We start from the raw sequence: 24363 nt of genomic DNA, 5'->3' as shown, positions 1-24363 counted from the left end.
GGCAAATCGTGTTGAATAAATATCGAAAGTGTCCAAGGTAAAATTTTCTTACTCCGGGCGTCAAGGGCAAGCTCTCCGAAAGGGGATGCGCGCAAAGCTATGGGTCTAAGGTCCGGGCAGAGTGGGACCGGACTATGATTGCCAGGCTGCCGTTTCCGGTTCTTTAAGCTGCCCGGTAAACGGGTTTTTCTTTTAGGACCAAAGTCCCAGACAAATTTAGGACTTAAGTCTGATACCCAAATTCCCATAGAAATGCTAAAGTGGTAAGTGCTGGAGAAAAATATCGTTTTTCCGGGAAAAAGGGGGAAAGATGGATGTTTATGACGCCGGCCATCTATATCCTGGAAAAGGCCCTGGACACGGCGACTTTGCGGCAGCGGGTCATCGCCCACAATATTGCCAATGTCAATACCCCCGGCTTCAAGCGCTACGAAGTTTCCTTTGAAGAGAAACTCAGCCAGGCCCTGGGATTAGAGCCGGGTCTGCCCCTGTACCGTACTAACCCTTATCACCTCCCGGCAGGAGGCTCAGATCTTACCCCGGAGGTTAACCAGGATAACAGTACCAGCATGCGCCAGGACGGCAATAACGTGGATATCGACCGGGAGATGGTCGATCTGGCCCAGAACAGCTTGAACTTTAATTTTGCCACGCAGCAGCTAAACGGCCGGCTGGCCATGCTGCGCTATGTGATCAACGAAGGGAGGCGTTAGGGGTGGAATTATTACCGGCCCTGGCCATCAGCGCTTCCGGTCTTACAGCCGAGCGCCTGCGCCTGGATCTCATTGCCAACAACCTGGCTAATATAAATACCACCAGGACGCCCCGGGGTGGCCCGTACCGGCGGCAGGTACCCGTTTTTGCGGAGAAGCTGCGGGAAGCCCTGGGACAATCACCGGGTCAGGCCCCTGGCAGGGGCGTGGAGGTGGCGGCCATTGTGGAGGATAATACGCCGCCCCGCCTGGTATATGACCCTTCTCACCCTGATGCTGACCCTAACGGCTATGTGGCTTTACCAAATATTAATATCGTTACCGAAATGGTAGATATGATAACCGCCACCAGGGCCTATGAGGCCAACGTCACCGTATTGAATGCGGCCAAGGCCATGACCCTGAAGGCCCTGGAGATCGGGCGTTAGGAGCAGGGTGCTTGGCTGCCGCTAAAGTGAGAGGCGGAGATTTAGGTAAAGGAAGTGATTCCCATGCTTCTTACACCAGTTTCCCTGTTAATGCCGGCTCCCCTCCAGGAGAGCCAGCAACCCCCGGCCGTGCCCGGGGGTACAGAAGCCGTAACCAGGTCTTTTGGTGAAGTCCTGCGGGAAAAACTGGGGGAAATCAACACCCTGCAGCAGCAGGCCGATGCCCTTACCCAGGAGTACCTGGCCGGTAAAATCGAGGACGTCCACCAGGTCATGCTGGCCCTGGAGCAGGCCAACCTTTCCCTCCAGCTGGCCGTGCAGGTGCGCAATAAGGCCGTGGAGGCTTACCAGGAAATCTCCCGCATGCAGGTTTAGCAGCAAGCCGGTTGTAGGCCATATTCATATGCCGCAGTTGAGCTGGACTAACAGCGGTACAGTACTTCCTGGTAAATCACTCGTTTTTGGGTGGCGCGGCGGGGTGTCCCTGGCTGAGAAAAGCTTTCTGGCAAGGGAGGCATTTTGTCCTGGCATTGATATTAATTATGGTTGTCAAGTAAATTTACCTTCAGGGAGCCCAAGATGAAGGTTAAAGATATACTGGAGAGGATAAAAAATTTCTGGCAGGGTTTAACCCCCGGGCGGCGTTCGGCCCTTATGGCTATAAGTATAGCCGCCCTGCTGGGGGGCGCCTTTCTGGTGCAGTGGCTGCTGAAGCCCCAGTATGCACCCCTGTTTACCAACCTGCAGCAGCGGGATGCGGCAGCGGTGGTGGAAAAGTTAAAGGAAATGAAGGTGCCCTACCAGCTGGCAGGTGAAGGGACGACCATCCTGGTTCCTAAAGACCAGCTTTACCAGCTGCGCCTGGACCTGGCCAGCGCCGGGGTTTTAAACAGCGGTCAAGGGTTTGAACTCTTTGACCAGAACAAGCTGGGCATGACCGATTTTGAGCGCAACCTGGATTACCAGCGCGCCCTGCAGGGAGAGCTGCAGCGCACGATTGTGGCCATGAATGAAGTGGAAGACGCCCGCGTGCACCTGGTCATCCCCCAGCCCAGTGTCTTTTTACAGGAACAGCAGCCGCCCTCGGCGGCGGTAATGCTGAAACTAAAACCCCTGGCGCGGCTGAAGCCGGAACAGGTCAAGGGCATCATGGAGCTGGTGGCTGCCAGTGTAGCGGGTCTCAAGCTCGAGAATATCCGCGTCATTGATATGTACGGCAACGTCTTGAGCGATGGCCTGGCCGGCAGCGATACGGCGCCTTTAACCCAGAAGCAGCAAACCCAGATGGAATTAAAAAGGCAGTATGAAAGGGACCTGGAACAGCGGTTACAGGCTATGTTGACCCAGATCCTGGGTCCGGGGAAAGCCGTGGCCATGGTCACTGCCGACCTGAACTTCGACCAGCAGGAAATTAAGCAGACGGTCTGGGGCAAGGAAGGCGCCTTGAGGAGCGAGCAAATTAAAACTGAGCAGGGCACTACCGGTGGCACCGGTGGGCCGGCCGGGACGCCGCCCAACACCCAGCCTCCGGTATACCAGGCGATTAACCCTGCCCCGGGGAATTATAATAAATCCGATACTGTTCATAACTATGAGCTGGACCAGACCCAGACCCATACCATCGTGGCTCCCGGCCAGGTAAGACGGCTTTCTACGGCGGTGGCTGTCAACGGTCCGGTGAGCCCGGCTATGGACAACCAGATCCAGCAGATTGTCAGTGCCGCCGTGGGTTACAACCCGGCCCGGGGCGACCAGATTACCGTTACCAGTATGGCCTTTGACAATTCCCTGCAGCAGCAGATGGCGGCTGAAATGGAGGCCCGGCAGCAGCGCCAGCAGTTGCTCCAGCAGTATCTTCTGTGGGGAGCGGCAGGGCTGGGGGCCTTGCTCTTAATGGGGGTGTTAATCATACTCCTGTTACGCCGCCGGCGGCAGAAAGCTTTACAAGCGCGGCTGCCCGGCGAGGCTTTACTGGCCGGTACGCAGGCTGGTGTCCCGGTAGAACCCCTGGCAGTTCAGCCGGTAGAACCGGTGGATGTGGAAAAAGAGCGCCAGGAAGCCGAACGCAAGGCCAAACTGGAGCGTTTAAGGGAAATCATCCGCCAGCGGCCGGAGGATGCGGCTTTGTTAATCAAGGCCTGGCTGGCTGAAGATTAGGGGTGGCTTGATTGGCAAAGCAGAAGGCCCTTACCGGCCTGGAAAAGGCAGCGATTTTTTTGATTACCGTCGGGCCGGAGTTATCATCTTTAATTTTAAAACAAATGGCCCAGGAAGATATCGAGCGCATTACTTACCAGATTGCCAACACTACCTCCATCGACCCGGCAATAATGCAGCAGATCGTCGATGAGTTCCTGCAGCTAAGCGATGCCCAGATGTTCATCCTCCAGGGAGGCATGAAGTATGCCCGGGAGGTGCTGGAGAAAACCCTGGGGCCGGCCCGGGCAGCGGAGATTGTTAAAAAGCTCCTGGCCAGCTCTAAAATCCGTCCCTTCAATATGATCCGCAAGGCCGACCCCAAGCAGCTGGTGAACTTTATTTATAACGAGCATCCCCAGACTATAGCCCTGATCCTGGCTTACCTGGAACCGGAGCAGGCAGCGGTAGTCCTGGGGGCCCTGCCGGACCAGTTACAGGCCGACGTGGCCAAAAGGATTGCCCTCATGGAGCGTACTTCCCCGGAGACACTGCGGGAGCTGGAGAGTATCCTGGAACAGCGTTTGTCTTCCCTTGTAGGCCAGGACTTTGCCGTTGCCGGTGGGTTAAAGAGCCTGGTGGATATCTTGAACCGGGCCGACCGCAGCACCGAGCGGACCATCCTGGAATCCCTGGAACAGGATGACCCTGAACTGGCCGACGAGATCCGTAAGCGCATGTTTGTCTTTGAAGATATCCTGACCCTGGATGATAACTCCATCCGCCGCGTCCTCAGGGAAGTCGACCTCAAAGACCTGGCCCTGGCCCTCAAGGCGGCCAGCGAGGAGGTGGCCAACCGCATTTACCGCAACCTCTCCAAGCGGGCCGGCGAGATGCTCAAAGAGGATATCGAGTATATGGGCCCGGCGCGCCTCCGGGATGTGGAAGAAGCCCAGCAGCGCATTGTCCAGATTATCCGCCGCCTGGACGAAGCTGGCGAGATTATCATCGCCCGGGGAGGCGAAGACGCCATTGTTGTCTAGGATACTAAAAAAAGCTGGAGCAGGTTGGGGCGAAAGGGTGATCCCCCTGCGCCCCGTGCAGGTGGCAGCGGCTATAGAGTATACCGGAGAGGAGGCCGGCAAGCCGGAAGCCCGGGACGAAATGGAAGCTAATGCCGCGCAGGAAGTGTCTGCCGCCCGGGAAGAGGCGGCCGCCATCCTGGAGCAGGCCCGCCGGGAGGCGGCGGCCATTAAGGAGGCAGCCATGGAGGAGCGGCAGGAAGTCCTAGAGGAGGCCCGGGCCGCCGGCGAGGCCCGGGGCTACCAGGAAGGACTGGCCCGGGCCGAGGAGGAAGCCGAGCGTATTCGCCGGGAGGCTGAAGCCGCCCGGGAAGAAGCCCGGCAGGTCCTGGCAGAGGCGCAGAAGGCTTATCAGGAGACGATTAGCGCCGCTGAAGGTGAAATTATCGAACTGGCCCTGGCCATTGCCAGCAAAATAATAGGCCAGGAAATAGAACTGCGGCCGGACCTGGTGTTAGAAATCGCCCGCCAGGCCATCCGCCAGGTGGCCGAGGGGCAGAATTACATAATTTACGCCTCCCCGGAGGCAGCCGAGACTATCCGCCAGCGCCGCGCCGAACTCCTGGCAGAAGCAGCACCGGGAGCGCGGCTCCAGGTGATTGCCGACCCGGGCTTTAAGGCCGGTGGCTGCCGGGTAGAGACGGAAAATGGCTTTGTCGACGCCAGCGTCGACAGCCAGCTGGAAGAACTGAAAAAGATCTTCAGGGTAGACGCCCGTGCTGCACATACAGCGCCGGACTTTCTATCTGGAACTGGCGCAGCCAGTTCCCACAGTTTTCCGACCTCCGACTTCCAGCCGCCAACTTCTGTTTTGGCAGGTGGCCGGCCGTGAGCCTGGCCCCCGACCTCACTACCTACCGGCAACGCCTGGCAACAGCCAGCCTGTGGCGCCGGGGGGGCAAAGTTACCCGGGTGACCGGCTTGACCATTGAAGCCCGGGGCCTCAAGGCTGCCGTGGGCGAACTCTGTTATATTTATAACAACGGCACGGCGCCCATTGTGGCCGAGGTAGTTGGCTTCCGGGAGGAAGTGACCCTCCTCATGCCCCTGGGGGAACTGGAGGGCATTGGACCCGGCTGCCGGGTGATGGCGGCCGGCCATGGGCACCTCATCCCGGTGGGCCGCGGTCTCATGGGCCGGGTGCTGGACGGCCTGGGCCGACCGCTGGATGGCAGGCCCCTTGTGGGTAGCGATCTCCAGCCGGTCAACAACCCCCCTCCCCATCCCCTGGCGCGGCGGCGGATTAAAGAAATCCTGGCCACCGGGATCAAGGCCATCGACGCCCTTCTCACCTGCGGCTGCGGCCAGCGGGTGGGCATCTTTGCCGGCAGCGGGGTGGGCAAGAGCACCCTCCTGGGGATGATTGCCCGCCACAGCACAGCCGATATCAATGTCATTGCCCTTATTGGCGAGCGGGGCCGGGAGGTGAGGGACTTTATCGAAGGCGACCTGGGGCCGGAAGGTCTGTCCCGTTCGGTGGTAGTGGTCGCTACTTCCGACCAGCCGGCCCTGGTACGCATTAAGGGAGCCTTTACAGCAACGGCTATTGCCGAGTATTTCCGCGATCAGGGGCAAAACGTCCTCTTGATGATGGACTCCCTCACCCGCTTTGCCATTGCCCAGCGGGAGGTAGGCCTGGCCATTGGCGAGCCGCCGGCTACCAGGGGCTATACCCCTTCGGTGTTTGCTTCCTTGCCCCGGCTGGTGGAAAGGGCCGGCAACGGGGCGAAGGGTTCTATTACCGGCCTGTACACGGTACTGGTCGAGGGCGATGATATGAACGAGCCGGTGGCCGATACCGTGCGCGGTCTCCTGGACGGCCATATTGTCCTGTCCCGGAAACTGGCGGCCCGCAATCATTACCCGGCCATTGACGTCCTGCAGAGCATCAGCCGCCTTATGCCGGAGATTACCTCACGGGAGCAACAGGCAAAGGCCGGATACTTACGCGACCTCATGGCTGCCTACCAGGAGGCAGCCGATTTAATCGAGATTGGCGCCTACCAGCAGGGGTCTAACCCCCAGGTAGACGCGGCCTTGAAATATTATGACGCCATCCAGGCTTTCCTGCGCCAGGGCATGGATGAATACTGCGATTTTGACGATACCCTGGCAGCCTTGACGGCCATTTTCAGTTAAGAAATTTTCGGAGGCGTTGCCCGGTGGGTGGTTTCCGCTTTTCCCTGGAAAAGGTACATTCCTACAAGGCATCCCTGGAGGAACAGCTTAAACTGCAGCTGGCCGCAGCCCGCCGCCACCAGGAAGAAGAAGAGATCCGCCTGCACCATTACCGGCAGCTCCGGGCCAGCTGTCCGGCCATTCAGGGGGCGTTAGCGGCAGACGATTTGCTCCGGGAAGCAACCTGGCTCGAGGCCCTGGACAGCCGCATTGCCGGCCAGCAGGAAAAGGTGGCCCGGGCCCGGCTGGTAGTCAGGGAAAAATGCGACCAGGTGCAGGTGGCCATGCAGGAGCGGAAAGTCCTGGACCGCCTGCGCGACCGCCAGCTGGCCATCTACCAGTACAACCTGGCCCGGCAGGAACAAAAGGAAATAGATGAGGCAGCAGGTAGTCGTTTCTATCGCCGCTCAGGTGAATAACCTTAGCAATGATACACTTCGGCGAAAGGGGGTGAAAAAATGACCGTACAGGCTGTAACAAGGACTGCCGGCTGGGAAGCCCCGGTCCGGGAACGGGATTGGGGTTCAGGAGAAAGAAGCGATTTTACCCTTTACCTGGCCGGCCTGCTGCAGCGGCCTGGCTTAACCCAATTTGCCGGCAGGCAGGAACTGTCCGGGAAAGGTGAGGGCCGGCGAGAAACGGCAGCCCGGGAAAAGGTAGATACTGTAAGGCCTGACGGCGCTGGCCGGGAAGCGGCCGCTACCGGGCCGGATGACCGGGCGGGCCAGCAGGTACGCGGAGCAGGCCGGGAGGCTGCCGGTGTAGACCGGACACCGCCCGGGGTGAACTCCCAGGAACAAGGGGAAAACCAGGCTGCTGCCGTTAAGCAGGATAAAGCCCCGGAGGGACAGCAAGGGACTAAAGACCCGGCTGGCAAACCTGGCGAAGCTGCTGGGAAAGAGGCTGTTTCCGCCACCAGGGCAAATAAATTTCACCGGGCCAACATCCCAGCGGATACCGGAGCAGCGGCAGAGGCTGCTAATCGATTAGGCCAGAAAACAGCCGGCCTTGATGCTGTCACAGGCAGGTTACCTGCAACAACTGTCACGGTGACCCGTGGTAAAGAAGTGGTTACTGCGGTTGCCGGGGAAGGACAGGCGGTCTTAACTACCGCGACTATCCCTGGGGCAGCGGGGAATGAGGTTAGCCTTACTCCGGAAGGTGTACTCTTAGAAAAGGGAGCCGGCCTGCCGGCCTATGGCCTTAGCCCGGGGACCACGTCTGGCTTAAGGGCCGCTGGCAGCAAGGGTAGTTTCCGGCAAGGGGTACCCGAAGTACAGGGCCAGGCTAAAAACGGCGGCAAGCTATTTTCCCAGGAAGCCGGGGACCAGGCCGGAGCTCCAGGGAATATCCTTAACCCGGCTAATCCCGGCCCGGACAGGAACCATACCGGAGGCCAAAGGGGATCCAGGACTGCCGGTGGGCCGGGGATAACCGGCAACGGCAGCATGGCGGCCGGACAGGTAAGCTTTAGTGCCCTCTTCCCGGGGATAGGCCAGCAGGCCGGCGGGGCGGCATTACCTGTAAGCAACACGCCTGAGGTTATGGCCGCCGTCCTGGCCGCAGCCAGGATGAGCCGGTCCGGCAGCCAGCAGGAACTGGAAATCCAGCTCCAGCCGGAAAGCCTGGGGAATATGAAGCTCAGGGCGTCCCTGGAAGGAAGCCGGCTGGTCCTGCACCTGCTGGTAGAAAACAGCGAAGCCGCCCGGGCCCTCCAGGCGGCAGTGCCGGAAATGCGCCAGGCCGTAGCCCAGCAGGGTTTACGCCTGGACCAGGTCCAGGTCCAGGTGGGCGGTGAAGGACCCGGCAGCGGTTCTCAGGCCGGGGATCGCGGCGAACAGAGCCGGGGATCACCGGGCTGGCACCGGGGAACGCCGGGCTGGGCAGGACACGAGGAAAAGGAAACAGTTCCTGCCTCCTGGTACCGCCTGGATTTTCTGGCATAGTAAATGCCAGGCGAACGCGAGAAAACGAGAGTACGTAGTATCTACAAAGGAGGGATTAGCCGGTGAACGCCAGCAGTGTGACAGCTACCGGGTCGGGGACAACCGCCACCGTAACCCCAAAGAGCCTGGGTAAGGATGATTTCCTGAAGCTCCTGGCAGCTCAGCTGCGCAGCCAGGATCCCTTGAACCCCATGAGCAACACTGAGTTTATCGCCCAGATGGCCCAGTTCAGTGCCCTGGAGCAGATGAATAATCTTAACGAGAGCTTCAACCTGGTCCGGCAAGAACTGCAGGAGACCATGATGCTTCAGGCGGTAAGCCTGATTGGCAAAGAAGTGACGGCCGTGGTTGACGACCAGACCTTAATGGGAACGGTGAGTAAAGTTAGCTGGACAGCAGAGGGGGTCATGCTCCTGGTCGGTGGGCAGCAGGTGCCTTTGCAGGCCATTGCGGAAGTAGCTATGCCGGCAACTCCAGCCCAGACGGAGCCTGCCAGTTAAGTACCTGCCCCTGGCCGGTCAAAAGGGTTCTACTGGAGTTTGTTAATAATTGGAACTGGCATAAAGGGTAGGTGATTGCTTTTGAACCGCATCGAGTGGCAGGCCTTGACACCGCCGGTTGCCCCGGCAGCTAAACCGCCGGCAGCCGGGGTGAAGCCAGGTCAGGATTTCCAGGCAATCTTTAATGAAAAACTGGCGGGCCTGAAGTTTTCCCGCCACGCCAGCGAGCGCCTGGAAAGCCGGAAGATAAATCTCTCACCGGAGCAAATGGTCCGCCTGGAGCAGGGTGTGAACAAGGCCGCCGGTAAAGGTGCCCGGGAGTCTCTGGTCCTACTGGACGACCTGGCCCTGGTGGTCAGCATTAAGAACCGCACGGTCATCACGGCGGCCAGCAGGCAGGAACTGCGGGAGAACGTTTTTACCAATATTGACAGCGCCGTTTTACTGTAGGGCCGGACCCCGGCGGGGAGGCCCGGGGCTGCCGACTGACAGAGGCGGCCCGTAAAAAAGGGGGAATTTACCATGATGCGTTCGCTTTTTTCCGGTGTTTCCGGACTACGTACCCACCAGCTGCGCATGGATGTCATCGCCGACAACATCGCCAACGTCAATACCGTGGGCTTCAAGCGGAGCACGGTGACTTTTAAGGACGTCTTCTACCAGACCTTGCGCGGCGGTTCCGCCGGCGGTACAGGAACTGGCGGAACCAATCCCCAACAAATAGGCTTAGGCGTTACTCTTAATAGTATTGATGTCGTCCACACCCAGGGCGCTGCTGCTTCAACAGGGAATGGGACGGACTTGATGATCCAGGGAGATGGTTTTTTTAGGGTTAGTGCTAACCCAGAAGACTCAAATACCCCAGTATATTATACCCGCGCAGGAGCTTTTCACTTCGATAATAATGGCGACCTGGTGACCGCCGATGGTTTATATGTAATTGGTTACGATGCTAACGTAGATACAACTACCGGAAAGGTAACTCCTGGGACAAATGAAAAGAAAATAAACGTCCCAGCTACCTCTCAAAGTTATAGTATTGATAAAACGGGTGTAGTACGGTATGTCGATAGTAATGGTGCTACCCAAGTAGCTGGGGTAATTACTATTTCCAAATTTAACAACCCGGCAGGCCTGGAAAAATTAGGCCAGAACCTTTACATGAAAACTAGTAGTGCTGGGACGGAAAATACGGGGACGCCGGAAGATAGTAGTAAGGGTTTGGCCAACACCTCCATCATCCCCTCGGCCCTGGAGATGTCCAACGTTGACCTGGCCCAGGAGTTTACCGACATGATCATCACCGAGCGCGGCTTCCAGGCCAACGCCCGGACCATTACCGTTTCCGACCAGATGCTCCAGGAACTGGTGAACCTGAAGCGCTAGTCTTTTCGCCTTAGAGACAGTAGTGACTGTAAAGCGTTATTTTCGAAGGAGCCACTCATGGCGGGGAGCTGCAACCATCGAGAGCATGAAAATTCCGGGCTGGCATTTGTCTGAAGCGAGCGACTTGGTCTGAGCGGCTAAGCGGCCCTGGCGAAGCCGAGGAGCGAGGGCGGGGCCGAGGACAGGAGGTCCGAGGCCGGCCTCTGAGGCAAGGATGCCGAATAGGCCGGGAACCCCGCCCGAGCCCGAGGCTGACCCAGCACTCAACTCGCAACGGTTTTGTTGCGAAGAGACACCTATTACAAACGAGTTGAGTGCTGGGCGCTCCGCGAGGACCACGGAGCGAGCCAGACAAAGCCAACCGGTGATAAGTTCTTTTCGAAGGAGGGCGGCAAGGCATATGATCAAGGTCACCACCCTGGACAGGCGGGAGATAATCCTCAATGCCGAACTCATCGAGCGCCTCGAGAGTGTTCCCGAAACAGTCATTACCCTTACCAGCGGTAAAAAGGTTTTAGTAACCCAGACGGTAGATGAAATTATAGCCCGGGTAATTGCCTACCGGCGCCAGATCCTCCAGCAGGCAAGTTCCCAGGATGAGGTGAAATAAAGGTTGCGGCGCATTGACTACATGACGGTGGCCGGAATTATCGCCGGCATTGGCCTTATGGGTGGGGCCCTGGTCATGGGTGGTAACCCCAAACTCTTCTTGAATATCCCTTCTCTGATGGTGACGCTAGGGGGGTCCTTTGCCGCTGTCCTGATTAATTTCAGCTTCCAGGACGTTAAAAACGTCTTTGGTACGGTAAAACAGGCCTTTACCACCGATCTTATGGACCCCGAAGAACTCATCGAACTCTTTGGCGAGCTGGCCCGCAAGGCCAGGCGGGAAGGGTTGCTCGCCCTGGAGGATGACGCCAACCGCCTGAATGATCCCTTTTTTAGCAAAGGCATCCAGATGATGGTTGACGCCATGGAGCCGGAGATGATCCGGGAGATCCTGGAGACAGACATGGCCTACATGGCCCGCCGCCATGAGATTGGCCAGGGCATCTTTAAAACCTGGGGCAACCTGGCTCCTTCTTTTGGCTTGATCGGCACCCTCATTGGCCTGGTGCAGATGCTGGCCAAGCTGGATAAACCGGAAACCCTGGGTCCCAGCATGGCCCTGGCCCTGATCACCACGTTTTACGGCGCTATCATGGCCTATATGATTTTCCTCCCCCTGGCGGGGAAACTCAGCCTGCGCAGCGAACAGGAAATGATGCTACACCAGATGATGCTGGAAGGCATCATCTCCATCCAGTCCGGCGTCAACCCGCGCATCCTGGAAGAGCGCCTGCGTTCCTTCCTGGCACCCAAACCCCGGCGCCAGCCAGCCGGTGAAGCGGAAATAGCTCAGGAAGAAGTATTCCGGCAGCGAACTTAAGAGGTATTTCAACCGGAGGAGTAAAGGAAACATTTAAGCAGGAGGAGAGATAATGCGGGGAAGGCAGGCTTTCGGGGATGGCAGAGATACCCGGAGGGGAAGGAGTTAGTCATGGCCATCAAAAAGGAGCGAAAGAAGGTAGAAGAAGGCGCGCCGGCGTGGATGACTACATACTCCGACCTCATGACCCAGCTGGTGGTCTTTTTCGTCCTCCTTTTTTCCTTTTCAGTATTGAACCAGCAAAAATTCCAGCAGTTTATTGCTTCCTACCAGGGAATGGGGATTCTGGACGGTGGTGTGTCGCCTATCGTGGAAACAGAGCCGGCGCCGGCGGACTACCCCGAGAAGCTGGAAACCCCGGAGGCAGCTGCCGCCCTGGCCCGGGCCCAGGAAATGATGGAGACCTACCAGACGGTCAAAAACTTCCTGACGGCCAACGGCCTGGAGTCCATGGTTGAGGTGCGCTACGAGGAACGGGGCATCGCCCTGGACATCAAAGAGCGTATCCTCTTTGATTCCGGGAGGGCGGATTTAAAACCCGAAGCCATCAAGTTGCTGGACAAACTATCAGGCCTTTTATCTCAGATACCCAATGAGGTGCGCGTTGAAGGCTATACGGATAACCGTCCCATCCATACCATCCAGTTTCCTACCAACTGGGAGTTATCCACGGCCCGGGCCGCCCGGGTGGTGCGTTATTTTATTGAGGAACACCACCTGAAACCGGAGCGTTTTGTGGCTATAGGTTATGGGGAATACCGTCCCCTTTACCCCAACGATACCCCGGAGCATATGGCGGAAAACCGGCGCGTAGTATTGCTGATAGGGACCACCTGATAAGCTCTGGCAAGAAGATGGACACAGCTGCAATAAAGAAAGAGGTGGAAGAAGTGCCCCCCAAAGAAGAAGCAGAAAAAAAAGAGAAGAAGAACCGGCCCAGGTTGATCCTTGCCTTACTCCTGGTGATACTCCTTTTAATTGGCGGTTACGTTTACTACTTTTTCTTTGGCGGCAGCAGCAAGAGCTTGACGGCGGCAGCAACGGCCGGCAATCAGGTACCAGTGAATATGCAGAAAATGAGCCTGGAGCCCATTGTTGTCAACCTGGCCGACCCGGGCCTGCGCCGCTACCTGCGTTCAAAGATTACCCTGGAGTACAGTGATCCAAGATTGACTACCGAACTCAATGACAAACTCTACCGCATCCGCGATACCATTATTTCGGTGCTGCGCAGCAAGAAGACCGATGACCTGCAAAATGAAGATGCCCTGAAACGAGAACTCTTGACGGCCATTAATTCGCAGCTGATTGCTGGCCAAGTGCGTGGCCTTTATTTTGAGGAATTTATCATCCAGTAGGAGAGTCTTTTTATGCCTTTGACGGACGAGGAGATCCAGAAGCTTTTAGAGGCCATGGCTGCCGGCGAGGACCAGCCGCGCATTGAAAAAGCCCGTTTTGCACCCCTGCAGCCGGCCCCGGTAGCCAGGGTGAAGGCCAGCTTTGACCGCATTGATGATGTTCCTTTACGCCTGGTTACGGAACTGGGCCGGACGCGCCTGAAGGTGAAGGAGATCCTAGAGCTGAAGGAAGGGTCCCTGATCACCCTTAACAAGCTGGCCGGCGAGGCGGTGGAGGTCAGGGTCAATGGCATCCTGCTGGCCACGGGAGAGGTGGTGGTGATTAACGATGCCTTTGGTGTCAGGATCAACAACCTGGCAGACGTAAAGAAAGAAGGGCAGGACTAGGTATGGATCGCGATTTTGTCCTGGCTTTACTGCGGCTGGCAATCTTTTTACCCCTGGTCCTGGGCCTGGCCTATGCTACGGTTCGCTTTGGCCTGGGCCGGGCTACGGGAAGAGCCGTGGGGCCGGGACAGCTGGAACTGGTGGAAAGACTACCTTTAAGCAGTAAAAGCGGCCTGGCAGTTATTCGCTGCGGTGACAGGCATTTCCTGGTCGGCCTGGGGGAAGGCGCTCCGGTTTTACTGGCGGAACTGCCTGATTATCCTGCGGTGGCAGCGACGGCGGGGGAAGTAACGGTGTACCCCCTCCAGTCCCTGGTGGAAAAGGAAAAGGAAGCTGTTAGGCCGCCGGGTCTAACGGGACTATTGACCGGGTGGTTGTCGACCTGGCAGAGGTTCAGGGGCCATGGAGATTAACAGTTTAATCCAGACCACCGATCCCCGGCAGGTGGTGGATACCGTCAGAATCCTGGTCCTGCTGACGGTACTGGCCCTGGTGCCGGCCATCCTGCTGCTCATGACCTCCTTTACCCGGATTATCATTGTCCTGTCTTTTGTGCGCAGCGCCCTGGCCACCCAGCAAACACCGCCCAACCAGGTGCTGATCGGCTTGGCCCTGTTCTTAACCTTCTTTATCATGGCGCCGGTATATAACCAGGTCAAGACCCAGGCCATTGACCCTTACCTGGCCGGGCAGATCACCCAGGAGCAGGCCCTGGCTGCCGGGGCAAAACCGGTGCGGGAGTTCATGTACCGCCAGACGCGGGAAAAAGACCTGGCCTTATTTGTCCGCATGTCGGGCATGGCCCAGCCCCGCACCCGTGACGACGTGCCCATGCACGTCCTCATCCCGGCCTTTATCATCAGCGAGCTGAAGACGGCCTTCCAGATGGGTTTTTTGATCTACATTCCTTTCCTGATTATCGACCTGGTAATTGCCAGCACCCTAATGGCCATGGGCATGTTTATGGTACCGCCGGTGATGATCTCCCTGCCCTTTAAACTCATGCTTTTTGTCCTCGTCGACGGCTGGTACCTGGTAGTCAAGTCCCTGCTGGAGAGTTTTTAGGCCGCTCCTGCCCGGCCGGCCTGCCGGGCGAGGATTGAAACAAACGAACGGGGGAAGAAACATGACCCAGGAGTTCGTCATTCACCTGGCGCGGGAGGCCCTGACCACCGCCCTGCTGCTGGCGGCACCTGCCCTGGGCCTGAGCCTGATCGTGGGGGTTGGGATCAGCATCCTCCAGGCCACCACCCAGATCCAGGAGCAGACCCTGACCTTTGTACCAAAGATTGTTGCCGTCATCCTGGGGATGCTGCTGCTGGGCTCCTGGATGCTCAATACTCTAATTCAGTTTACAACCGGGATCTTCGGCAACCTGGGGAGCCTGGTGAAATAACATGATCTATCTAGCCCAGGCAGAGCTTTTTTTCCTGGTCCTGGTCCGGACGACATCCTTTTTCGTGACTGCCCCCTTCTTCGGCATCCGTGGGGTTCCGCCCCTGGTGAAGGCCGGCCTGGGGTTGCTGGTATCTATGCTCCTGTTCCCTGTTTTACCGGCCGGGCAGCCAACCTTTACCGGTACCGGGGCCTATGCCCTGGCCGTCTTGAACGAATCCATGGCCGGCCTGGCTCTGGGCTACCTGGCCACCCTGATCTTCAGCGCCATCCAGGTAGCCGGACAGCTCCTGGACCTGCATATGGGCCTGGGGATGGCCAGCCTCTTTGACCCCCAGAATGCTACCTCAACTACCCTAATGGGCCAGTTCTTTGCCATCCTGGGTTTACTCCTGTTCTTCCAGCTGGACGGCCACCACACCCTGCTCCTGGCCCTGCAGGAGAGCTTCCGCCTCCTGCCCCTGGGAGGGGTGCATTTTGACGGTAATATCGCCTGGGCCGTGGTCAAGCTCTTTAGCGGTATGTTCAGCCTGGCGGTGCGCATCGCGGCGCCGGTAATAGTGGTTCTCCTTATTGCCGACCTGGCCTTAAGTTTAATTGCCCGGACGGTACCCCAGCTGAATGTCTTTATCCTGGGATTCCCTTTGAAAATAGGGCTGGGCCTCCTGGTCTTAATCGCCATTTTACCTATACTGGCAACAGTATTTCATAATCTTTTCAGCCAGATGGAACATGACCTGGCCCTGTTACTGCGGAGCTGGCCCCGTTGATGGAAGGCAAAATAGACCTGCAGCTCTTTGCTGAAGAAAAGACTGAGGAGGCTACGCCCCACCGCCTCCAGGAAGTACGCCGCAAAGGCCAGGTCGCCCGGAGCAATGACCTGAGCGCCGCCCTGGTCTTGCTGGTAAGTATTATTTATCTCTACTGGCGCCGGGAGGCCTTTTACCTGGAGATGGCTGACCTCATCAGCCGTGTTTTTCAGGACGGTTGGAGGCAGGACCTGGATGGGAAAGTCCTGATGGCTATCTTCAGCCACCTTGCTTTTAAGGCCGGCCTGCTCCTGGCACCCCTGCTGCTGCTGGCGGCAGCCGTGGGCCTGGCGGCCAATTTTGCCCAGACGGGTTTCATTTTTTCCCTGGACCCCATTATGCCGCGCCTGGAAAACCTGGACCCGGTGAAAGGGCTGCAGCGTTTCTTTTCCCGCCGCGCCCTCATGGAGCTCATTAAAAGCCTGAGCAAGGTAGTAGTGGTAAGCCTGGTGGTCTGGACCCTGGTCAAGGGGCAGTTTAACCGGTTATTAATGACCGTCGATATGGGCCTCCCGGCAGCCCTGGACCTGGTGGGCCAGCTCCTCTACCGGGTGGGGCTGGGAGCCCTGGCCGTATTCTTAAGCCTGGCGGCAGCCGACTACATCTTTCAGCGGCGCGAGTTTCAACGCAATTTAAGAATGACCAGGCAGGAAGTAAAGGAAGAAATGAAGCAGATGGAAGGCGATCCCCTGGTCCGCTCGCGCCTGAGGGAGAAACAGAGGAGGCTCGCCCGGCACCGTATGATGCACGCCGTGCCTGAAGCCACTGTGGTCATCACCAACCCTATCCACGTGGCCGTGGCCCTGCGTTACCGGGAAACAGAAGGGGCGCCGCGGGTGGTGGCCAAGGGGGCAGGCAGCATAGCCGAGCGGATCAAGGCCGTAGCCCGCCGGCATAACGTCCCAATAGTCGCCAACCCGCCGGTGGCCCGGGCCCTATATCGCCAGGTGGAACTGGGCCAGGAAATCCCGGTAGCCCTCTACCAGGCGGTGGCGGAGATCCTGGCCCAGATCTATCGTTTGCGGGGGAGGTTGTAGAGTCAATTGAAGGAGGAGGATATGTCCCGGAGCCGCGAATAGTGGAGCGCCGGCAACAGGACAGGCGAAGTGAGGTCACCGCTACCGCCGCTTAAGCACCCTGAACGTACCTTTGTGAGGGAATAACGTAATCTCATAGAGGGAGTAAAGTCGGCGGAACCAGGAGCCTGTTCATGGGCAATCCGCAGGCGGTGTGTAGCGGTCCGAACCGAGCCGTCGTCCTGGCGGCGCGTAACTTCTGAGCGGCGGAGGGACATATCCTCCTAATACAGGTATACGGAGGAAAAACTGCTCTATGGCGGCAAATACCGGCCTGATTGGCGCCCTGAGGCGTCTCAATCCATATAATGACATCCTGGTAGCGGCCCTGGTCCTGGGGGTAGTCATGCTCATCGTCATTCCCGTCAGTCCCCTGGTCATGGACTTCCTGCTCATCGTCAGCTTGGGCGTAAGCATGGTTATCCTCCTGACAACCATGTTTGTCTCCCGGAGCCTGGATTTTTCCGTCTTTCCTTCCCTGCTGCTGGTGGTGACCCTGTTTCGCCTGTCCCTCAACATCTCCTCCACCAGGTTGATTTTAAGCCGGGCCGATGCCGGTCATGTTATCGAAACCTTTGGCAGCTTTGTCGTCCGGGGGAATTATATCGTCGGCTTTGTCATATTCCTGATCATTACCATCATCCAGTTTATCGTCATTACCAGCGGCGCCCAGCGGGTGGCCGAAGTGGCGGCCCGCTTTACCCTGGACGCCATGCCCGGCAAGCAGATGAGCATCGATGCCGACCTCAATGCCGGCCTGCTGACGGAGGACGAAGCCCGGGCCAGGCGGCGGGAACTGCAGCGGGAAGCCGACTTTTACGGTGCCATGGACGGCGCCAGCAAGTTTGTCCGGGGAGATGCCATTGCCGGCCTGATCATTACGGCCATTAACATCCTGGGGGGGTTGGCCATCGGTGTCTGGCAGCTGAAGATGCCCTTTATGGAAGCCCTGCAGACTTACACCCGCCTGACCATTGGCGACGGCCTGGTGAGCCAGCTGCCGGCCCTCATGGTTTCCACCGGGACCGGCATTCTGGTGACCCGCTCCGGGGCCCTGGACAATTTTGGCAGAGAGGTAATCGGCCAGCTAACGGGCTTTCCCCGCATTGCCGGTCTGGTGGCTGCCATCCTTTTCCTGATGGGTCTTTTGCCGGGGATGCCCCACCTGACCTTTTTCATTATGGCCGGCGGGGTGGGCTATGCCGCTTATGCCCTGGCCAGGGAGGAAAGGATGCAGGGCCAGCGCCGGCAGGAAACGGCTGCGGCCCAAAAGGCTTCCCAGCGCCAGCCGGAGAATGTTTTGAGCTTTTTCCAGGTGGACCCCCTGGAGGTGGAAATCGGCTACGGCCTGATTCCCCTGGCCGATGAAACCGAAGGGGGCGACCTGCTGGACCGCCTGGCGGCCGTGCGGCGCCAGTGTGCCACCGAGATGGGCATATACGTCAGGCCCATTCGCATCCGCGATAACCTGCAGTTACCGCCCCACGGTTATATATTCAAGCTGCGGGGCGTGGAAGCGGCCCGGGGGGAAATCCAGCCCGGCCATCTTCTGGTCATGAACCCGGCCGGTAACGAGGGACCGCCGGGAGGTATAGCTACCCGGGAACCTACCTTTGGCCTGCCGGCCTGGTGGGTACCGGCGGCCAGGCGCCAGGAAGTGGAATTGGCCGGTTTCACCGTTGTCGATGCTACTACCGTCCTCATTACCCATTTGACGGAATTTATCAAGACCCATGCCGCTGAACTCATGGGCCGCCAGGAAACCAGGGAACTCCTGGATAAAATCAAGGAGAATAACCCGGCAGTGGTTGAGGAACTGGTGCCAGATCTCCTGACGGTAGGCGAGGTACAGAAGGTACTGGCCGGCCTCCTCCAGGAACAGGTGCCCATCCGTGACCTGGTAAGTATCCTGGAAGCCCTGGCCGACGCCGCCCGCACCAGCCGGGAGCCGGATTACCTTCTCGGGGCGGCGCGCCAGGCCCTGAGCCGCACCATCAGCCGGCAGTATGCCCGGGAGGGCAAGCTCACGGCCATTACCCTCCACCCCCAGCTGGAGCAGAAGCTGGTGGAGGCCATCCAGCCCACCTCCCAGGGTAATTTCCCGGCCCTGGCCCCGGAGATGGCCCGGGAACTCTTTAACAGGCTGGGACAGGCCGTGGAGAAAGCCGCCATTGGCGGCGTCCAGCCGGTAATCTTATGCTCGGCCAGGGTCCGCCTGCCTTTGCGGCGGTTGCTCCAGCGTTCTTTACCCTATGTCCCGGTCCTGGCCTATAACGAACTGGAACTAGGCCTGGAAGTTGAGGCCGTAGAGGCGGTGAATGTGGCGTGAAGATTAAACGCTATCTTGCCCGCGATATGCAAGAAGCATACCTGGCCATCCGCCGTGACCTGGGGCCGGAGGCAGTTATTGTGGCCACCCGCCAGGTACGCCAGCCAGGGCTGAAGGGTTTCTTTTTACCGCCCCGCCTGGAAGTGACGGCGGCCCTGGAGGAGGCGCCGGAAAGGCGTTTATCGCAGCCGGAGGCGCCGGCAGGTAAGGCGGCGTTACAGCCAGGGAACGGCAAGGGTGAGGTAACGCCTGCCGGGGCAGTGAGCCCTGCCGGAGGAAGAAATAGCGGCCGGTACGGCCTGGAGGGGCTGCAGCGGGAACTGGCCGAGATCAAAGCCGCTCTTAACCGCCTGGTCCGGCCCGGCAGCGCTCCGGTACCGGAACACCTGTTAGCCTTGCGGCAGCGCCTGCTGGCCCAGGAGCTAGAGGAGGAGCTGGTGGCTTTACTTTTAGATGGTATTGAGACCACCGGCGGGACAGAAATTATCGGCGATGTCATCCGTAGCCGCCTGGCCGACCACTTAAGCCACCAGGTAGCGTCCCAGTCCCGGCAGCGGGTCCAGGCCTTTATCGGCCCCACCGGCGTGGGCAAGACAACTACCCTGGCCAAGATAGCGGCCCGCTACAGCCTTTACCAGGAGCAAAAGGTTGGCCTGATTACCTTGGATACTTACCGCATAGGGGCCGTGGACCAGCTCAAGACCTATGCCGAAATTATGGGCCTGCCCCTGGAGGTGGCCATGACACCACGGGAATTGCGCGCATCCCTGGAAAACTTAAAGCACTGCGATGTAGTTTTAGTCGATACCGCCGGCCGGGCCCCGGAAAATAAAGCTATGCTGGCGGAAACACGGGGGTTCCTGGAGGTTGTTCCTGAGCGGGAGGTATACCTGGTCTTGAGCTGCGCCACCAGGCGCCAAGACCTGCTCCGGGCGGTGGAAAATTTCCGCAGCCTCAAATACAACCGGTTGATTTTCACCAAACTCGACGAGACAAGCTGCCCGGGGGTAATGCTCACCGTAGCCGCGGCGGCGGGAGTACCCCTGGCTTATATAACTACCGGCCAGGATGTACCTGATGACCTCGAACCGGCCGATCCCCACCTCCTGGCCAGGCGCATCTGGGAAGCGGTGGCAAAAGATGGACCAGGCGGGCAGGCTGCGTAAACTGGTGTACAAACGGCTGGAGGAGCGGTCCCGGGTCATTGCCATAGCCAGCGGTAAAGGCGGCGTGGGCAAGACCAATATTGCCGTTAACCTGGGCCTGATCCTGGCCCGCCAGGGCCGGCGGACCCTCCTCTTTGATGCCGATCTGGGCCTGGCCAATGTGGATATCCTCATGGGCCTGGTACCCCGTTACAGCCTGAGGGAAGTCATCGGTGGGCAGTGTAGTTTAGAGGAAGTGATTATCCGCGGCCCCCATGACCTGCTCCTGGTGCCGGGGGCCTCCGGTATCCAGGAACTGGCCGACCTGGACCCCCTGGCCCGCGACCGGCTTATTCATGACCTGGCGTTGCTAGCGACTGAGGTGGATATAATCCTGGTCGATTCTGGTGCCGGCATTTCCCGGACGGTTTTCAGCTTTGCGGCTGCCGCCGGGGAAGCCATTGTGGTAGCAACGCCGGAACCTACTTCCATAACCGATGCCTATGGCTTAATCAAAGGATTGCAGCGTTTAAAAGTAAGCATGCATCTTCTCGTTAACAGGGCTGCGAATAAGCTGGAGGGCCAGCAGGCCGCCGGGCGACTCCAGGGTGCCTGCCGCCGTTTTTTGCAGCTGGAACTGCCGTTGCTGGGGATTATTCCCGAGGACCCCCGGGTAGGCCAGGCGGTGCGATGCCAGCAGCCATTTAGCGAATTATATCCCCGCTGCCCGGCGGCCCAGGCCCTGGAAGAAGCCGCCGCCAGGCTCCAGGGCCAGGAACTGCCGGCAGGCCGGAGCCAGGGATTCTGGCAGCGCCTAGGCCGTTTGCTGGGAAGATAAGAAGGGGAGGCATCATGGCCAGGCCAAACTTTATTATGATAAATTTACCCATAATCATCAAAACTCCTGGCAGTAAAGATTTCCGCACCATTATCCAGGATACGGGGGAAGATGGCTTTGCCGTCCTTGCTCCGGGGAGTGATGAACTAGTCCTGGCACCGGGGAGAGTAGTCGAGGTTGCCTGCAACCGGCAGGATGCCCGTTATGAATTCACTACTAAAGTACAGCGTTACCTGCCGGGAGAGCCCCCCCTTTACTACCTGGCCTACCCGGATGATTACCGGCGCATCCAGGCGCGCTCCCACGTGCGGGCCAAGGCGGCCCTGGAATTTCGTTATGCCGTCTGGCTGAAGGACGACTGGCCCTACCGCCCGCCCCGGCCCCATAAAAGGGGGGTAACGGTAGATATAAGTGGCGGCGGTGCGCAACTGGTCCTCCGGGACCCCGTTGAGGTGGGCGACCTCCTTTACCTGGAACTTCACCTGCCTGGTCGCCGCCGCCATATGCCCATGCGCCTGGCGGGGCGAGTCAAGCGCGTGGCCCCGCGGGAAATAGACGGCGTGACGCGTTATGAAGTGGGTGTGGCCTTTGAGGGTATCAGCGAAAGGCAGGAAGACCAGATCATTGCCTTTGTTTTCCAGCGGCTGCTAGAAGAAAGGCGCCAGAGGAGCTAGGGAAAATGGCTGTTAAGGATAGCGCCCTGTGGGCAACGTACCTGGCCGGGAGCGGGGAGGCCGGGCGCCGGGAACTGGTCCTCAAGTACCTGCCCCTGGTGAAATACCATGTGGGCCGCCTGGCAGTCAAACCGCCGCGGCACCTGGACCAGGAAGACCTGGTTGGCTATGGTATAATCGGGCTGCTGGAGGCCATTGACCGCTTTGATCCCTCCCGGGGCGTTAACTTTGAAAACTTTGCCTCCCAGCGCATTCGCGGGGCTATCCTCGATGCCCTGCGCCAGGCCCACTGGGCCCCCCGCACCCTGGTGGAAAAGCTGCGCCGGGTGAGCCAGGTGTACCGCCGCCTGGAGCAGGAACAGGGGAGCGAGGTTAGTGATGCGGCGGTGGCGGCGGCGGCAGGGATAACGGTGGAAGAACTCAAGGAACTCATGGAACGGGGTTCCCAGATGGCCGTCCTTTCCCTGGAAGACTTTCTCTTTGACCGGGAAGGGGAAGAGGGAGCAACCAGGGGAGAACTGCTGGCCGATCCCCAGAGCCCGGATCCTGCCGGGCGTTATGAGCAGGAGGAACTCCGCCGCGCCCTGATCGAGGGTCTCAAGCATTTAAATGAGAAAGACCGCCTGGTTCTCACCCTGTATTATTACGAAGGCTTGACCTTGAAGGAGATCGGCAAAATACTGGGAGTCTCCGAATCCCGGGTCTGCCAGCTCCACGGCCGGGCCATCTTAAACCTGCGCCGCTATTTAGCCGATTTTATGTAGGTGGTAAAAATGGCTTATCTCTTTTTAGTTACAGGAGCGATATTGATTGTAATTACCTGCCTGCCCGCTTTTAAGATACTGCTGGCCGGGGAAGGGAACCCGGGGGAGCCGGCGGCATTGGGCTTTGCCCCCCGGGGCGGTCAGGGGCAAACAGGTGGTGACGAACAGCTGGCCGAACGCCTGGCAATACTCCAGGAAGAAGTGACCGCCCTTACGGCCAGGCTGGAGGAGTTGACTGCCGCCTCCGAAGCGGTGCCAGGAACTTTTCGTTCCTACCTGGCCACTGCCCTGGCGGGAGGGACGGCAGGAGCGGAAGCCACCGATCTTCAAGGGACGCCCGCCGGGCCGGCGGGTGAAAAAGCTGTACCCGAAAGGACAACGGCGGCCGGGCCGGCAGGAGGGACCACCCCCGGGCCGGAGACGTTAAGCATCCAGGAGCAAATCCGCCTGGCCCATGCCGCCGGCGAGAGTATCGACAGCCTGGCGCGGCGGTTTGGCCGGGGAAAGGGTGAAATCGCATTAATCCTCAACCTGAAGCGTTAAAGAAAAAAGGTATCTTCCTGGCTCCCTTCGGCCTGGGCCTGGGTGTGGGGTTTTTCCTGGCAGGGCTGCTGCTGCTTATTTTCCAGCACGATCCCACCAGGGAGGAAATTATTGCCCGGGCCCGCACCTACGGCATGGTCTTCCGGGAGGAAGTAGTCCCTTTCGCGCCTGCCTCCCGGGATAATGCCCCGCCGGCTCAAGAGATGAAACAGCAGCCCGCCGGGCCGCAGCAGGCCGCTCCCGCGGATACGCATGGAGAAATCCTGGTTACCATCCCGGCAGGGGCCGGCCTGGAGGATATTGCCGCCCTCCTGGAAAAAAAGGGCGTGGCGGCCGCCGCGGCCTTTGAAGCCGAGGTTCACCGCCAGGGTGTAGAACAGAAACTCAAGGCCGGCTCCTATTATCTTCCCGCCGGGGATATAAAGGAGATTATCAGGAGGTTAACCAGTTAGCAAGGAGGGAAAACAATTGTTAAGGGGTTTATACCTTTCCGCTACCGGCATGGTAGTCCAGGAACTGCGTCAGGATGTCATAACCAACAACCTGGCCAACGCCAGTACCGGCGGCTTTAAAAGCGAGACAGCAACTATCCAGTCCTTTCCAGAAATGCTCCTCCAGCGTCTCGAGAAGGGCCGGGCCACCCCGGTAGGTTACTTTAGCCCCGGCGTCATGGTCGACCGCATCCATACCAACTATGCCTCTGGCCCCCTGGAAGAAACCGGGCGACCCACGGATTTGGCTCTCCTGGATACTGCGGCGGGCACCCCGCCGGCTTTCTTCGCTGTCCAGACAGGGGGTAACGAGGCCTATACCCGCAGTGGCTCCTTCCAGGTAGACGCCGACGGCTTTTTAGTTACCCCGGAAGGCTATCAGGTCCAGGGGCAGTACGGCGCCGTCTATGTAGGCACGACAAACTTTAAGGTTGATAGCAGCGGCCAGGTGCTGGTTAACGGCCAGGTTATCGACCAGTTGCGGATTGTAACCTTTGATGCGCAAACCTTACCCCTGCTCCAGCGCCAGGGCAACAATCTTTTTACAGCCCCCCAGGGGGTACAGCCTGTACCGGCTGCCAATTTCCAGGTCAGGCAGGGCTGGCTGGAGAAGGCCAATGTCAACGTCGCCCGGGAAATGGTGGATATGCTGGCCGTCTTGAGGACCTATGAGGCCAACCAGAAGGCTATCCAGGCCGCCGACCAGACGCTAGGCAAGAGCGTCAACGAAGTAGGGAGTTTACGGTAGAGGAGGGC

30 protein-coding genes and 1 riboswitch are annotated in these 24363 nt (G+C 58.8%); all 30 genes read left to right on the top strand.

What is annotated here, in order from left to right; all coding sequences use genetic code 11:
* Positions 1-55: 55 nt before the first annotated feature.
* Positions 56-154, top strand: a riboswitch (cyclic di-GMP riboswitch).
* A gap of 160 nt (positions 155-314) precedes the next feature.
* The 30 genes from flgB to MOMUL_RS06075 all read left to right on the top strand — a co-directional run bounded on the left by flgB (position 315) and on the right by MOMUL_RS06075 (position 24355).
* Positions 315-713 (top strand): flagellar basal body rod protein FlgB, encoded by a 399-nt coding sequence (flgB, locus tag MOMUL_RS06225; protein WP_062282946.1) that lies wholly within the window; start codon positions 315-317, stop codon positions 711-713.
* A 2-nt stretch (positions 714-715) separates the two neighbouring features.
* Positions 716-1141 carry a flagellar basal body rod protein FlgC gene (gene flgC / locus MOMUL_RS06220; RefSeq protein WP_062282944.1) on the top strand — a complete coding sequence of 142 codons (426 nt, stop codon included), beginning with the start codon at positions 716-718 and terminating at the stop codon, positions 1139-1141.
* Between the two features lie 63 nt (positions 1142-1204).
* A complete protein-coding gene (gene fliE / locus MOMUL_RS06215) occupies positions 1205-1516 on the top strand; it encodes a flagellar hook-basal body complex protein FliE (protein ID WP_062282942.1) in 312 nt (103 codons plus the stop codon).
* Positions 1517-1687: 171 nt separating this feature from the next.
* Positions 1688-3298 (top strand): flagellar basal-body MS-ring/collar protein FliF, encoded by a 1611-nt coding sequence (gene fliF, locus MOMUL_RS06210; RefSeq protein ID WP_169802174.1) that lies wholly within the window; start codon positions 1688-1690, stop codon positions 3296-3298.
* Between the two features lie 11 nt (positions 3299-3309).
* Positions 3310-4320: a flagellar motor switch protein FliG gene (gene fliG, locus MOMUL_RS06205; RefSeq protein ID WP_054937827.1), complete on the top strand. Its 1011-nt coding sequence runs from the start codon at positions 3310-3312 to the stop codon at positions 4318-4320.
* Complete coding sequence (locus MOMUL_RS06200) at positions 4310-5191, top strand: FliH/SctL family protein (protein WP_153018273.1); 882 nt, start codon at positions 4310-4312, stop codon at positions 5189-5191. The genes fliG and MOMUL_RS06200 overlap by 11 nt, the downstream gene beginning before the upstream one ends.
* Complete coding sequence (gene fliI, locus MOMUL_RS06195; protein WP_062282935.1) at positions 5188-6498, top strand: flagellar protein export ATPase FliI; 1311 nt, start codon at positions 5188-5190, stop codon at positions 6496-6498. Before MOMUL_RS06200 ends, fliI begins: the two co-directional genes overlap by 4 nt.
* Before the next feature lie 23 nt (positions 6499-6521).
* Positions 6522-6956, top strand: coding sequence for a flagellar export protein FliJ (fliJ, locus tag MOMUL_RS06190; RefSeq protein ID WP_062282931.1), 435 nt, complete (start codon positions 6522-6524; stop codon positions 6954-6956).
* A gap of 39 nt (positions 6957-6995) precedes the next feature.
* Entirely contained in the window at positions 6996-8483 is a 1488-nt protein-coding gene (locus tag MOMUL_RS06185; protein WP_062282928.1) for a flagellar hook-length control protein FliK, read from the top strand.
* Positions 8484-8545: 62 nt separating this feature from the next.
* A complete protein-coding gene (locus MOMUL_RS06180; RefSeq protein WP_062282925.1) occupies positions 8546-8983 on the top strand; it encodes a flagellar hook capping FlgD N-terminal domain-containing protein in 438 nt (145 codons plus the stop codon).
* A gap of 81 nt (positions 8984-9064) precedes the next feature.
* Complete coding sequence (locus tag MOMUL_RS06175) at positions 9065-9433, top strand: TIGR02530 family flagellar biosynthesis protein (protein WP_236713011.1); 369 nt, start codon at positions 9065-9067, stop codon at positions 9431-9433.
* Between the two features lie 72 nt (positions 9434-9505).
* Positions 9506-10369, top strand: coding sequence for a flagellar hook-basal body complex protein (locus MOMUL_RS06170; protein WP_062282919.1), 864 nt, complete (start codon positions 9506-9508; stop codon positions 10367-10369).
* A gap of 400 nt (positions 10370-10769) precedes the next feature.
* The gene (locus tag MOMUL_RS06160) at positions 10770-10979 is read left to right on the top strand and encodes a flagellar FlbD family protein (RefSeq protein ID WP_054937834.1); all 210 of its coding nucleotides are present in this window, start codon (positions 10770-10772) and stop codon (positions 10977-10979) included.
* Positions 10980-10982: 3 nt separating this feature from the next.
* Positions 10983-11798, top strand: coding sequence for a motility protein A (locus MOMUL_RS06155; RefSeq protein WP_064774346.1), 816 nt, complete (start codon positions 10983-10985; stop codon positions 11796-11798).
* A 111-nt stretch (positions 11799-11909) separates the two neighbouring features.
* Positions 11910-12635, top strand: coding sequence for an OmpA family protein (locus tag MOMUL_RS06150; protein WP_084785502.1), 726 nt, complete (start codon positions 11910-11912; stop codon positions 12633-12635).
* 17 nt (positions 12636-12652) lie between these two features.
* Positions 12653-13156 (top strand): flagellar basal body-associated FliL family protein, encoded by a 504-nt coding sequence (locus tag MOMUL_RS06145; protein ID WP_084785501.1) that lies wholly within the window; start codon positions 12653-12655, stop codon positions 13154-13156.
* 12 nt (positions 13157-13168) lie between these two features.
* The gene (gene fliN, locus MOMUL_RS06140) at positions 13169-13543 is read left to right on the top strand and encodes a flagellar motor switch protein FliN (RefSeq protein WP_062282910.1); all 375 of its coding nucleotides are present in this window, start codon (positions 13169-13171) and stop codon (positions 13541-13543) included.
* A 2-nt stretch (positions 13544-13545) separates the two neighbouring features.
* A complete protein-coding gene (locus MOMUL_RS06135; RefSeq protein WP_062282907.1) occupies positions 13546-13956 on the top strand; it encodes a flagellar biosynthetic protein FliO in 411 nt (136 codons plus the stop codon).
* Entirely contained in the window at positions 13946-14608 is a 663-nt protein-coding gene (gene fliP / locus MOMUL_RS06130; RefSeq protein WP_062282904.1) for a flagellar type III secretion system pore protein FliP, read from the top strand. The genes MOMUL_RS06135 and fliP overlap by 11 nt, the downstream gene beginning before the upstream one ends.
* Before the next feature lie 61 nt (positions 14609-14669).
* Entirely contained in the window at positions 14670-14939 is a 270-nt protein-coding gene (fliQ, locus tag MOMUL_RS06125; RefSeq protein WP_062282901.1) for a flagellar biosynthesis protein FliQ, read from the top strand.
* Between the two features lies 1 nt (position 14940).
* Positions 14941-15708, top strand: a complete 768-nt coding sequence (fliR, locus tag MOMUL_RS06120; protein WP_062282898.1) for a flagellar biosynthetic protein FliR — start codon at positions 14941-14943, stop codon at positions 15706-15708.
* Positions 15708-16784 (top strand): flagellar biosynthesis protein FlhB, encoded by a 1077-nt coding sequence (gene flhB, locus MOMUL_RS06115; protein WP_062282895.1) that lies wholly within the window; start codon positions 15708-15710, stop codon positions 16782-16784. Before fliR ends, flhB begins: the two co-directional genes overlap by 1 nt.
* Before the next feature lie 295 nt (positions 16785-17079).
* The gene (flhA, locus tag MOMUL_RS06110) at positions 17080-19152 is read left to right on the top strand and encodes a flagellar biosynthesis protein FlhA (RefSeq protein ID WP_062282892.1); all 2073 of its coding nucleotides are present in this window, start codon (positions 17080-17082) and stop codon (positions 19150-19152) included.
* Positions 19149-20318, top strand: a complete 1170-nt coding sequence (flhF, locus tag MOMUL_RS06105) for a flagellar biosynthesis GTPase FlhF (RefSeq protein WP_062282889.1) — start codon at positions 19149-19151, stop codon at positions 20316-20318. The genes flhA and flhF overlap by 4 nt, the downstream gene beginning before the upstream one ends.
* A gap of 4 nt (positions 20319-20322) precedes the next feature.
* A complete protein-coding gene (locus MOMUL_RS06100) occupies positions 20323-21135 on the top strand; it encodes a MinD/ParA family protein (protein ID WP_169802172.1) in 813 nt (270 codons plus the stop codon).
* Positions 21136-21170: 35 nt separating this feature from the next.
* The gene (locus MOMUL_RS06095; protein WP_169802171.1) at positions 21171-21809 is read left to right on the top strand and encodes a flagellar brake protein; all 639 of its coding nucleotides are present in this window, start codon (positions 21171-21173) and stop codon (positions 21807-21809) included.
* Between the two features lie 5 nt (positions 21810-21814).
* Entirely contained in the window at positions 21815-22573 is a 759-nt protein-coding gene (locus MOMUL_RS06090) for a sigma-70 family RNA polymerase sigma factor (RefSeq protein WP_062282879.1), read from the top strand.
* Positions 22574-22582: 9 nt separating this feature from the next.
* The gene (locus MOMUL_RS06085; RefSeq protein WP_062282876.1) at positions 22583-23116 is read left to right on the top strand and encodes a hypothetical protein; all 534 of its coding nucleotides are present in this window, start codon (positions 22583-22585) and stop codon (positions 23114-23116) included.
* 44 nt (positions 23117-23160) lie between these two features.
* Complete coding sequence (locus MOMUL_RS06080) at positions 23161-23568, top strand: MltG/YceG/YrrL family protein (RefSeq protein WP_062282873.1); 408 nt, start codon at positions 23161-23163, stop codon at positions 23566-23568.
* A gap of 16 nt (positions 23569-23584) precedes the next feature.
* Positions 23585-24355 carry a flagellar hook-basal body protein gene (locus MOMUL_RS06075; RefSeq protein ID WP_062282871.1) on the top strand — a complete coding sequence of 257 codons (771 nt, stop codon included), beginning with the start codon at positions 23585-23587 and terminating at the stop codon, positions 24353-24355.
* The last annotated feature ends 8 nt before the right edge of the window (positions 24356-24363 follow it).

The organism is Moorella mulderi DSM 14980, assembly GCF_001594015.1.
Lineage (GTDB): Bacteria > Bacillota > DSM-521 > Neomoorellales > Neomoorellaceae > Neomoorella > Neomoorella mulderi.
The sequence above is the reverse complement of the archived record's forward strand: the minus strand, read 5'-3'. Positions and strand labels throughout refer to the sequence as shown.

Excerpts from the sequence above, each read along its gene's own strand:
- flgB (WP_062282946.1), top strand. The coding sequence starts at position 315 with ATGTTTATGACGCCGGCCATCTATATCCTGGAAAAGGCCCTGGACACG.
- fliE (WP_062282942.1), top strand. The coding sequence starts at position 1,205 with ATGCTTCTTACACCAGTTTCCCTGTTAATGCCGGCTCCCCTCCAGGAG.
- MOMUL_RS06185 (WP_062282928.1), top strand. The coding sequence starts at position 6,996 with ATGACCGTACAGGCTGTAACAAGGACTGCCGGCTGGGAAGCCCCGGTC.
- MOMUL_RS06170 (WP_062282919.1), top strand. The coding sequence starts at position 9,506 with ATGATGCGTTCGCTTTTTTCCGGTGTTTCCGGACTACGTACCCACCAG.
- MOMUL_RS06160 (WP_054937834.1), top strand. The coding sequence starts at position 10,770 with ATGATCAAGGTCACCACCCTGGACAGGCGGGAGATAATCCTCAATGCC.
- MOMUL_RS06150 (WP_084785502.1), top strand. The coding sequence starts at position 11,910 with ATGGCCATCAAAAAGGAGCGAAAGAAGGTAGAAGAAGGCGCGCCGGCG.
- MOMUL_RS06145 (WP_084785501.1), top strand. The coding sequence starts at position 12,653 with ATGGACACAGCTGCAATAAAGAAAGAGGTGGAAGAAGTGCCCCCCAAA.
- fliN (WP_062282910.1), top strand. The coding sequence starts at position 13,169 with ATGCCTTTGACGGACGAGGAGATCCAGAAGCTTTTAGAGGCCATGGCT.
- MOMUL_RS06135 (WP_062282907.1), top strand. The coding sequence starts at position 13,546 with ATGGATCGCGATTTTGTCCTGGCTTTACTGCGGCTGGCAATCTTTTTA.
- fliP (WP_062282904.1), top strand. The coding sequence starts at position 13,946 with ATGGAGATTAACAGTTTAATCCAGACCACCGATCCCCGGCAGGTGGTG.
- fliQ (WP_062282901.1), top strand. The coding sequence starts at position 14,670 with ATGACCCAGGAGTTCGTCATTCACCTGGCGCGGGAGGCCCTGACCACC.
- fliR (WP_062282898.1), top strand. The coding sequence starts at position 14,941 with ATGATCTATCTAGCCCAGGCAGAGCTTTTTTTCCTGGTCCTGGTCCGG.
- flhB (WP_062282895.1), top strand. The coding sequence starts at position 15,708 with ATGGAAGGCAAAATAGACCTGCAGCTCTTTGCTGAAGAAAAGACTGAG.
- flhA (WP_062282892.1), top strand. The coding sequence starts at position 17,080 with ATGGCGGCAAATACCGGCCTGATTGGCGCCCTGAGGCGTCTCAATCCA.
- MOMUL_RS06095 (WP_169802171.1), top strand. The coding sequence starts at position 21,171 with ATGATAAATTTACCCATAATCATCAAAACTCCTGGCAGTAAAGATTTC.
- MOMUL_RS06090 (WP_062282879.1), top strand. The coding sequence starts at position 21,815 with ATGGCTGTTAAGGATAGCGCCCTGTGGGCAACGTACCTGGCCGGGAGC.
- MOMUL_RS06085 (WP_062282876.1), top strand. The coding sequence starts at position 22,583 with ATGGCTTATCTCTTTTTAGTTACAGGAGCGATATTGATTGTAATTACC.